11 protein-coding genes are annotated in these 9,770 nt (G+C 62.1%); 5 read left to right on the top strand and 6 right to left on the bottom strand.

Annotated features, from left to right (window positions below; all coding sequences use genetic code 11):
- The first annotated feature begins 130 nt into the window (after positions 1-130).
- The gene (locus HMPREF2526_RS12925; protein WP_148139553.1) at positions 131-1,180 is read left to right on the top strand and encodes an ABC transporter ATP-binding protein/permease; all 1,050 of its coding nucleotides are present in this window, start codon (positions 131-133) and stop codon (positions 1,178-1,180) included.
- A 6-nt stretch (positions 1,181-1,186) separates the two neighbouring features.
- Here the strand turns inward: HMPREF2526_RS12925 and lepA are convergent, their stop codons facing one another.
- The gene (gene lepA / locus HMPREF2526_RS07395) at positions 1,187-3,034 is read right to left on the bottom strand and encodes a translation elongation factor 4 (protein WP_070546685.1); all 1,848 of its coding nucleotides are present in this window, start codon (positions 3,032-3,034) and stop codon (positions 1,187-1,189) included.
- Between the two features lie 18 nt (positions 3,035-3,052).
- Between lepA and HMPREF2526_RS07390 the strand changes: the two genes are divergently transcribed.
- The 4 genes from HMPREF2526_RS07390 (at position 3,053) to HMPREF2526_RS07375 (ending at position 5,937) form a co-directional block, all read left to right on the top strand.
- The gene (locus tag HMPREF2526_RS07390) at positions 3,053-3,574 is read left to right on the top strand and encodes a type II toxin-antitoxin system PemK/MazF family toxin (RefSeq protein WP_049156445.1); all 522 of its coding nucleotides are present in this window, start codon (positions 3,053-3,055) and stop codon (positions 3,572-3,574) included.
- Between the two features lie 118 nt (positions 3,575-3,692).
- Complete coding sequence (gene rpsT, locus HMPREF2526_RS07385; RefSeq protein ID WP_010190855.1) at positions 3,693-3,956, top strand: 30S ribosomal protein S20; 264 nt, start codon at positions 3,693-3,695, stop codon at positions 3,954-3,956.
- Positions 3,957-4,766, top strand: coding sequence for a DNA adenine methylase (locus HMPREF2526_RS07380; RefSeq protein ID WP_070546683.1), 810 nt, complete (start codon positions 3,957-3,959; stop codon positions 4,764-4,766).
- A complete protein-coding gene (locus HMPREF2526_RS07375) occupies positions 4,759-5,937 on the top strand; it encodes a type II restriction enzyme (RefSeq protein ID WP_246819879.1) in 1,179 nt (392 codons plus the stop codon). Before HMPREF2526_RS07380 ends, HMPREF2526_RS07375 begins: the two co-directional genes overlap by 8 nt.
- On the opposite strand, the gene HMPREF2526_RS07370 is transcribed toward HMPREF2526_RS07375, so the two are convergent.
- The 5 genes from HMPREF2526_RS07370 to HMPREF2526_RS07350 are packed head-to-tail and all read right to left on the bottom strand — an operon-like array spanning position 5,934 to position 9,745.
- Positions 5,934-6,575: a LysE family translocator gene (locus HMPREF2526_RS07370; RefSeq protein WP_070517901.1), complete on the bottom strand. Its 642-nt coding sequence runs from the start codon at positions 6,573-6,575 to the stop codon at positions 5,934-5,936. The two genes, HMPREF2526_RS07375 and HMPREF2526_RS07370, sit on opposite strands and share 4 nt — an antisense overlap.
- A complete protein-coding gene (locus tag HMPREF2526_RS07365) occupies positions 6,572-6,940 on the bottom strand; it encodes an ankyrin repeat domain-containing protein (RefSeq protein ID WP_046648995.1) in 369 nt (122 codons plus the stop codon). Before HMPREF2526_RS07365 ends, HMPREF2526_RS07370 begins: the two co-directional genes overlap by 4 nt.
- An 11-nt stretch (positions 6,941-6,951) precedes the next feature.
- Entirely contained in the window at positions 6,952-7,899 is a 948-nt protein-coding gene (gene holA / locus HMPREF2526_RS07360; RefSeq protein WP_070546678.1) for a DNA polymerase III subunit delta, read from the bottom strand.
- The gene (locus tag HMPREF2526_RS07355) at positions 7,896-9,146 is read right to left on the bottom strand and encodes a ComEC/Rec2 family competence protein (RefSeq protein WP_070546676.1); all 1,251 of its coding nucleotides are present in this window, start codon (positions 9,144-9,146) and stop codon (positions 7,896-7,898) included. Before HMPREF2526_RS07355 ends, holA begins: the two co-directional genes overlap by 4 nt.
- Positions 9,143-9,745 carry a ComEA family DNA-binding protein gene (locus HMPREF2526_RS07350; protein WP_049156481.1) on the bottom strand — a complete coding sequence of 201 codons (603 nt, stop codon included), beginning with the start codon at positions 9,743-9,745 and terminating at the stop codon, positions 9,143-9,145. The genes HMPREF2526_RS07355 and HMPREF2526_RS07350 overlap by 4 nt, the downstream gene beginning before the upstream one ends.
- Between the last annotated feature and the right edge of the window lie 25 nt (positions 9,746-9,770).

Below are 9,770 nucleotides of genomic sequence, written 5' to 3'. Positions count from 1 at the left end.
TATCAGGTGTCTACCAAACAGGGGTCAGGTCCGAATAATCCTCACAGCAGCCATTGTGATCTATTGTGCGGTCAGCTACCGACTAATCCAAAGCCACCAGAACGCTCAGACAAAGTTTTTCAAAGAGAGCATGCGCAGTTTCGGCGTCCTAGGGAATTCTTTGTCCCTCTGGAAAGAAGCGACAGTATTTTCTACCCAAGCATTTTTGGAATCTCGCTATAGAAAGGATCGAAGCACTGTCGAACGCGCTGGTGTCTATTCATATACCATGACGCGGCGGCTGTATGTTGCCCAAGGAATCGTTTTAGCAATAACGATTTGTGTTCTCATTATTGCCATTATCCTTCGAACAAGTAATGGAGATGCGCAGGCGATCGGATCAATTATTTCGTCTACAGGAATCGCCATTGCAGCCATTACGCCCCTACAATCCGTCGGGTTTGGAGTGTCCGCACTCGCTGTTTCAGTTTCCCATGCGAGTGAAGCAAGCGAAAAAATTCGCCCAATGGAAATCGTCTCTACAACGAGCCAAAACGTGGATTTGTGGAATGAACAAATACTGCGTTTGTCTGACATGGCAGCTTCGGCACACCGGCGAAATGAGCAAAGACCAATCTGGGTTCTTGGTCCAAGCGGCTCAGGGAAAACGACGGTTTTGGAAGGGTTCCTAAATCTAAATCAATATTCGTTACCCTTGCAACAAGATTCTCGTGAGATAAGGGAGAATTCAACGTATGCGCCTCAAAGCGCAAGCCTGTTACACGCCAACGCCATAGACAACGTTATTTTTGGCCGATCAATAGCCGTGTGCAAAGCTGACGAATTACTCACAGCAGTAGGACTTCACGAGTTTTCTTCAACGGGCTGCAAGAAGAACTCCGATGTAGCGGGTGAAGACGGTGGGGCATCCGGTGGGGAAAAACAAAGAATCGCCTTGGCACGAGCATTGATCGCTAAGCCCGGGTCAATTGTGGTCCTCGATGAGCCAACCAGTAGCTTAGACAAGAACTCACGGGCGTTGGTGTGGGGCATTATTGAAGACCTTGCACGCGAAAAAACGATCATTGTTTCAACGCACGATGCCTCCGCACCTATTCGTCAAGACGATACGGTGCTTCAATTGACCAATGCCAATGAAGCACCTTTATCAAAACCAAAAGAGCATCCCAGTGAAGCTTAGTTTCTCTTAATCGCTATCCGTGGACAGCGCCGCGACGAAGGCCTCCTGCGGCACTGAAACGGAGCCGATGGACTTCATGCGCTTCTTACCGGCCTTCTGCTTCTCCAGCAGCTTGCGCTTACGCGAAATATCGCCGCCATAGCACTTAGCCAGCACGTCCTTGCGCATGGCGCGGATGTTCTCACGCGCGATAATCTTCGAACCGATCGCCGCCTGGACGGGCACCTCGAATTGCTGGCGTGGGATAAGCTCCTTGAGCTTCTTCGTCATCTTATTGCCGTACCACTGCGCGGAATCGCGGTGCACAATCGCAGAGAAGGCATCCACCGGATCACCGTTAAGCAGGATATCCACCTTCACCAGGTCCGCCAGCTGCTCACCAGCCTCCTCGTAGTTGAGGGACGCATAGCCCTTGGTGCGAGACTTCAGCATGTCGAAGAAGTCGAAGATGATTTCACCCAACGGCATGGTGTAGCGCAGCTCCACGCGGTCCTCAGACAGGTAGTCCATGCCGCCCATCTGGCCGCGCTTGGACTGGCACAGCTCCATGGTTGAGCCCACAAACTCTTCTGGAACGATGATGGTCATCTTCACAATCGGCTCGTAGACCTCGCGCAACTTGCCGCCGGGCCAGTCCGACGGGTTGTGCACCATGGACTCCTCGCCGTCCTCCGCCACCACGCGGTAGGTCACCGACGGTGCCGTGGAAATCAGGTCCAAGCCAAACTCGCGCTCCAGACGGTCGCGCGTGATTTCCATGTGCAGCAGGCCAAGGAATCCGCAGCGGAAGCCGAAGCCCAGGGCGACGGAGGTCTCGGGCTCGAAGGTGAGGGAGGCATCGTTAAGCTGCAGCTTCTCCAGCGCGTCACGCAGGTCCGGGAAGTCCGCCTGGGAGATCGGGAACAAGCCGGAGTACACCATGGGGTTCGGGTCGGCGTAGCCCTTGAGAGGCTCAGTAGCGCCATTCGACGCCCACGTAATCGTGTCACCGACCTTGGTCTCACGCACGTTCTTCACGCCGGTAATCAGGTAGCCCACCTCGCCCGGACCCAGGCCCTCACACTTCTGCATGGTGGGGCTGACGATGCCCACCTCGAGCAGCTCATGGTTGGTACCCGTGGCCATCATGGTGACCTTCTGACGCGGGGTCAGCTTGCCGTCCATCATGCGGATGTAGGTCACCACGCCGCGGTAGGTGTCGTAGACGGAGTCGAAGACCATGGCGCGGGCCGGGGCATCCTCGCCGAACTCGGACGTCGGTGCCGGAATGAGCTCCGCCACCTTATCCAGCAGCTCCGGCACGCCCTCGCCGGTCTTGCCGGACACGCGCAACACCTCCTCCGGCTCGCAGCCGATGATGTGGGCAATCTCCAGGGCGTACTTCTCCGGGTCGGCCGCGGGCAGGTCGATCTTGTTCAGGACCGGGATGATCTCCAGGTCATTTTCCATGGCCAGGTAAAGGTTGGCCAGGGTTTGGGCTTCGATGCCCTGGGCGGCGTCGACAAGCAGGATGGCGCCCTCGCAGGCCTCCAGCGCGCGGGAGACCTCGTAGGTAAAGTCCACGTGGCCAGGGGTATCAATCATCTGCATGACGATCTCCTGGCCCTCGAACTCACCGGAGCGAGGAATCCAGGGCAGGCGCACGTTCTGCGCCTTAATGGTGATGCCGCGCTCGCGCTCGATATCCATGTTGTCGAGGTATTGGTCGCGCATATCACGCTCCTCCACCACCTGCGACAACTGCAGGATGCGATCAGCCAGCGTCGACTTGCCGTGGTCGATGTGGGCGATAATGCAAAAGTTTCGGATCTTGGACGGATCCGTAAACGTAGTGGCCGCGAAGTTTGTAGACATGTGTTTAGAATAGACGACATGTCTAGGTTGGCACGCATTCTCGGTATCGGAGGCCCTGAGCCTGTCGACGTCGGTCTCGAGCGCATCACCGAAGGCTTGGGGTTGAACCAGAATGATTCCGTGACGGAACCGCGCAAAGCCGCCGACATTCGCGTCGAGTGTGCCGCCGCCCACCCGCGCAGCGTCTTCTTCACCCCCGACATGGACGGGCAGGCAGACTCCGGCGAGGTTGTCTGGGTGTGGGCGCCCTCGGATGGCAAGCAGTCCCCGCCGCGCGAGCGGGCCGTGCTCATTGTCTCGCGCACGCGCACCACCGTGCTGGGTCTGCTCATCTCCCCCAACCCGGGCCACGCAAACAAAGAGGAATGGCTCGATATCGGTACCGGTGAATGGGACGAATCCGGCCGGCAGTGCTGGGTGCGGATGGACCGCGTGTTGGAAATCTCCGAGGAACAATGCCGCCGACAGGGCACGCTCTTCCCGGAACGCCGCTTCGAGCGCATCGCCAACCGGCTGCGCTCACGTTATCACTGGGCCTGATTTGGGGATTCGGTCCGAGCCCTGCTAAATTTTTTGGGATGCCGGGGCACGCTGGCGGTCAGGACCTTGGGTCCGCCTTCCTCGGTTGCACATTCCTACGACTCTAAGAGGTATAACGATGGCAAACATCAAGTCCAAGCAGAAGCGCATCCTGACCAACGAGAAGTCTCGTCAGCGCAACAAGTCCGTACGCTCCGCCGTGCGTACCGAGATCCGCAAGTTCCGTGAGGCCGTCGCCGCTGGTGACAAGGCTGCAGCCGAGAAGCAGCTGCGCGTTGCCTCCCGCGCACTGGACAAGTCCGTGTCTAAGGGCGTCTTCCACCGCAACACTGCGGCTAACAAGAAGTCCGGCATGGCCACCGCCTTCAACAAGATGGCCTAAATGAAACCGCTCCTGAAGTGGGTCGGGGGAAAGCGCCAGCTGCTACCCGCTATCCACTCCGTGCTGCCCGAGAGCTTCGATACTTATGTCGAGCCTTTCTTGGGCGGCGGAGCGGTTCTTTTTTCTTTGGCGCCCGAACGCGCCCGGGTCAATGACCTGAACACCGAGCTCATCACCGTCTACGAGGTGGTCCGCGATAACGTGGACGAGCTCATCGCCCTGTTAAAGGGCTATCCGAATGATCCGGATTTCTTCTACGAGATGCGCGCCCGCGACCGCGAGCCGGGTTTTGCGCACTTAAGCCCCGTTGAGCGTGCTGCCCGCACGATTTATTTGAATAAGACCTGCTACAACGGGCTTTATCGGGTGAATAACGCCGGCCAGTTCAACGCCCCGTTTGGCCGCTATGCCAACCCGAAGATTTGCGATGAGCCCAATCTGCGTGCGGTTTCGGAGTACCTGTCCTCCCACGACGTGACGTTTTATAACGGCGACTACGCCGCGGTGGAGGCCAACGAGGGGGATTTCGTTTACTTCGACCCGCCCTACGATCCGGTCAACCCCACGAGCAATTTCACCGGCTACCAGTCGGGTGGTTTTGGCCGCGCGGACCAGATTCGTCTGAAGGAAACCTGCGACGACCTCAATGCCCGCGGGGTGAAGTTCCTGCTGTCGAATTCCGCGACGGACTTCATCAAGGAGCTGTACGCGGACTACCACATCGACATCGTGGGGGCCACGCGCGCGGTGAACTCCGTGGCCTCGAAGCGCGGCAAGGTCGATGAGGTGCTCGTGCGCAATTATGCTTAACGACGCCGCCTGGGACCTCGTCTACCCCCACATCGCCGCCGACATCGCGGACCAGGGCTTTGCGGTATTGCCCGCCGCGAAGCTTAAGGAGCTATCGGGCCGCGAGCCGCGGTTGATGGCCAAGCATGACTTTTCGGCGGCGCGCCCCGAAGTGTTTCGAAAGCACGGTTTGTCCATGCTGCCGATTCGCCGCGATGCCTACCTGATTGGCCGCTTTGACCTGTACCAGCCTTTCCCGGAGCAGGCCGGGCCGCTGAAGTCGATGCCGGTTCCGAGCCACATCCAGTCCATTGACTTCGAGAACCTGACCTCGGAGGCAGCGGCACTGACCGCGGCGAGCTTAAGCGGCATGCTCGAAGATTTCCTGGGCGGTAAGCTGGTGCCGACGGTCAGCGGGCGCATGTCGACGCTCACGCTGCCCATGCGTATCGGCGGGCGCGACGTGGTGGTGGACCGCGCCCAGATGGAGATCGATGCCGGCTTCGAATCCGCCGAACACCTCGTGCTCGTGGAGGCGAAGAACCACCTCTCCCCCGACTTCAACATCCGCCAGCTTTATTTCCCTTTCCGCCGCTTCTCGCTGGCTCTGGATAAAGAGGTGGTGCCGGTGTACCTGGTCTACTCCAACGGCATTTTCCATTTCTACCGCTACGCGTTTAGACAGCCGGAGGACTTCCGCAGCATCGAGCTCGTAAGCGCGGCGCGCTATGTTTTGGGCGAGTCTGGCGTGACCGACGCGACGGTGCGCGCGGTGCTGGCTCGCACTCAGGTCGAGGGCACGCGCGTTCCTTTCCCACAGGCGGACTCCTTTGCGCGGGTCATCAGCTTGCTGGAGAACCCAGTGGACAAAGCGGAGATGCCCGAGGAATTTGGCTTTACCCCGCGCCAGGCGGATTATTACAGCAACGCCGCCCGCTACTTAGGCCTAAGCAAACTGAGCGGCACGCGCGATGAACGCAATCTCACCCTCGTCGAGGCCCTGGCTTCCCGCCCGGTGTTCCGGAACATGGTGCAGCACGTCGTGGATACCCACCGGATGGTGAGCAAAGAAGAAGCACTGGTCTTCATGCGCGCGGCCCACCTGGGACTCAACGATACGACCCTGCGCCGCCGCTCCGCCACGGTCGCGGCGTGGTCGCAGTGGCTCGCGGAGCTACTCGAGCAGGCCTAGGCGGCCTGGATGCCGGCCCACACCAGAGCGCAGCCAGCCACCACGAAGAAGGCTCCGGAGCCGATGTCGATCCACGGGCCCGCGGCCAAGAGTCGTCGGCGAATCGCGCGGGTAGAAATGACCGTCGAGAGGACCACGAAAAGCAGGTAGCTCGACAACGACAAGCTCAGCACCAGCGCCACCGATACCCACACCGGCGGGTGCGGCGGCAGCAGCGGGGCGACCATAGCGGCGAGGAAGAGCACGATCTTCGGGTTGGACAAGTTGGTAGCCAAACCCGTGCGGAAGACCTTGCCCACCGACCCCAAGCGTGCGGCCGCCTCCTCCTCATCGACGGGCGGCTGCTTGCGCAGCTCCAGCCCGGAGCGAATGGAGAGCACGCCCATAAACACCAGGAAACAGCCACCGATCACCTGAATCAGCGAGAGGACGCCGGGGAAGGCGGTGAGCAGGGCGGCCGCACCGAACACGGTCAGCGTGCACCAGAACAGCACGCCGACCTGGATGCCCGTCGCCGCCGCAATGGCGTGGCGGCGCGAGCGCGTGGCATAGCGCGTCACTAGGACGATGTCAGGGCCGGGTGCTGCCGCACCGACGAGATTCATCAGGAGGATGGCCGCAAACGCGGACCAGCTCATGACAGGCGCTCGAGGAGGTCCTCGCGGCCGAACATGCGGGCCGAGTCGAGGGCGTTGGGCTGGCCGGCGGAGGGGTCGGCGCCGGCGTCGAGGAGGGCGTCGATCACCGCGTCTTCTTTCTTAAAAATCGCTCCGGCCAATGGCGACTGGCCACGGTCGTTGAGGAGGTTGACGTCGGCCCCCGCCGCGGCGAGCTGGCGTACCAGCTCCGCATGGCCGTGGTAGGCGGCGAGCATGATGAAGGACTGCCCGTCCTGGTTTACCATGTCCACGTTGACGCCCTGCTTGATGTACTCGAGCAGCGTGGCATCGCCGTTGCGGGCAAAGTCAAAAAGCTTGGTGGCAAAGTTCTGGATGTCATCCATGGAGGGTTAGTCTAGCGCGCTAGCTCCGCCACCCGTTTAACGGCCGCCTCGATGGCGAAGTCCTCGTCCCCGCCCTGGCCCTTGACCGCGGCATCCAGCTCCGCCATGAGGATCACGGCTTTGGTGATGTTCTCCCCCGACCAGCGCCGCGCCACCGGTTGGGTGAGTTTTACCGCGTAGGGCGCCATGCCGGTCTGGGAAGCCAGCGAGTACTGATCCCCGCGCGCGGAGTAGAGCCGCGCGATATTGCCCACCTTGTTAGCCAGCGCCGAGGCGATGGCCACGGGGCTCGCCCCTAACTGCAGCGCCCGACGGCACGTGGAGACCGCCGCCTCCACGCGGCCAGCCACAGCAGCATCCGCAATATCCCAATTGGCCACCTCAGCCACGCCCACGTAATACGCGTGCACCGCCTCGCGGGTTACCTTGCCACCTGTGTCGAAGACCAATTGCGAGATGGCGGAGGCGAGTTCGCGGAGGTCGGAGCCGACGCCGTCGAGAAGCGCCTGCACCACATCCGGGGTCGGTCGCACCCCGTGCGAGGCGAACTCGCGGGTGGCCCACTGCGCGAGCTCGTTCGGGTAGAGGGAAAAGACCTCATGCACCTCGGCCGCCTTGCGCAGCGCCGCGATGAGCTCCGGCGGCTTCTTCTTTTTCTTCAGCGTCTTCGCCGTCACCGAGTAGATCAAAATGAGCGTGATGCCGGGCATCGGGTTGGCGCAGGCGTCGAGGAGGATCGTCGTGACCTCCTTGCCGGCCCGCTCCACATCACTGATGACGATGACGCGGTCCTCCCCAAACAGGGAGGGGCTGGTCGCTTCCAGGATTTCGCCTTCGCTGACCTCGGAGGCCTTGAGCTTGGTTACCTCGCCGTGTTGGATACTCAGGCGGGCGCGCTCGGCCAGGAATTCATCATCGCCGAGGATGAGGTGCACGGGGGCTGAAGACATGCCTGTCATCTTAGCAACGCCGCGATGATCCACCCGCCGAGCAACAGCACCGCGATAGGGCCGGCGGTCACGGTGGTCACGGGCATCGAGGAGGCGACAAAGTGGATCCAATCCGCCAAGGGCTCAATGAGGATCACAAGCGGCCTGCCCAGCCCCACCTGCGCCAGGGCGGCGGCGATAAGCCCCACGACGGTGATGACCGGCACGACCGGAGCCACCAGCACATTGGCGATGACAGAGACCACCGAGACCCGCCCGGACATGAGCGCGATGAGCGGCATGGTCACGATATCCGCGGCGATGGCCACGGCGAAGGCGCGGGCGACAATACCTGTGCCCAACACGCGCAACAGCAGCGGGCTGAGTACTACGATGCCGGCGGTCGCCGCCACGGAGAGCGCGAAGCCGAAGCTGACCGCTAGGTCGCTGTCCGCCGCGAGCAGGAACAGCACGCCGAGGGAGAGCGCATGGAGCGGTTCCATCTTCGAGGAGTGGAGCACCGCCACCAAACCGGCCAGCCCAGCGACGGTGGCGCGCTGGACGGAGGGCTCCCACCCCACCAGCGCCACGAATAACGCCAACGCGCTTGCCGACGCCCCCACCCTCGCCCGCGGCCCCGGCACCACCAACGCGGCCGCGGTGCACACGATGGCGACGTTAGAGCCCGACACAGCACTCAAGTGCGACAGCCCGGTGTCGATGTAAAGCTGCTTGTCCTCGGGGCTTTGCAGGCTGGTATCGCCCAGCACCATGCCAGGGATAAGGCCGTTATCGCACACGGCGCGGAAGTTCTCCGCCACCGCGGCGGTCCAGCTATGGGCGTGCGCGGTGAGTTCGCCGCTGAAGACGGTCTGCCCTACCCCTACCCGGTCAGACGGACCGGGGTGACCGTGCACCGTGACAAGGGAGCCGCTGAAGGCCTCCGGTTTTTCCTTGAGGAAGACCGGCAGCTGCGCTGGATAGCCGGGCACGCGCAAGCGCACCATCCACCCGGAGGCGGTCTGGGTGGGCTCGGCGGCAAGTTTTCCCGTCACCCCCGAACCAAAATGAAAGCCCGCCGCGCGCACCGAGCGCACATGCGCAAGGGTGGCGAAGATGCCCCCGCTCGCCGCGCACAAGATGCCCTGGCCGCGCCACTGACCGCGCGCTAGAACGAAAAGCACGAGCCCGCACAACAGCCACGGGTGGCCGAAAAGTACTGCGAGCGTGGCCAACCATGCGACCACCGCGGCGGGCACCAGCCGCAGTTCCCTCACGGCCGAACCTTGTCCTTGAGCTTCGCGAACTTCGCCGGGCCGATGCCGGAGACGTCCATGAGTTGCTCCACGGTGGTAAAGCTCCCGACTTCCTCGCGGTGCGCGATGATCGCCGCAGCCGTGGCCGGCCCCACCCCGGGAAGCTCAGTGAGCTCCTCCGCGGTGGCGGAGTTGAGGGAGATAGTGTCTTCGGCCGTGGCACCTGGGGCAGCGGGAGGAGCGCCGACGGTGATCTGTTCGCCGTCGTTAAGCTTCTGCGCCAGGTTGAGGTTGTCGGTGGGCACGCGCGGGCGTGCCACCTCAAGGGCGTCGTTGATGCGCGCGCCCGGTGCCAAGGTCACCAGGCCCGGCTGCTCGACGTCGCCCACGACGGAGACCACGATGTCGGCCGCCACCTCGCTGCTCGGCGCGGCCACCTCATAAGGGTTCTCCGCGCTGCGGCTCAGCCCCAGCCAGGCGAGGAGCGCAACGCCGGCTAGCCCCGCTACGACAAGCGCCAGCCAGGGTGGCACGCGCACGCGCGGAAAGTCGACGTTGAGCAGTTCTTCTTCCCCGGTGGGGCGGGTGAGGTCACGGAGGCGATCAGCAATGGCGTTCATGCCCGCGACGCTACGCAGCGCCCGC

This window comes from Corynebacterium sp. HMSC070E08 (genome assembly GCF_001808895.1).
GTDB classification, from domain to species: Bacteria; Actinomycetota; Actinomycetes; order Mycobacteriales; family Mycobacteriaceae; genus Corynebacterium; species Corynebacterium hiratae.
Note: the sequence above shows the minus strand (reverse complement) of the source record. Positions and strands in the feature narration are given on the sequence as shown.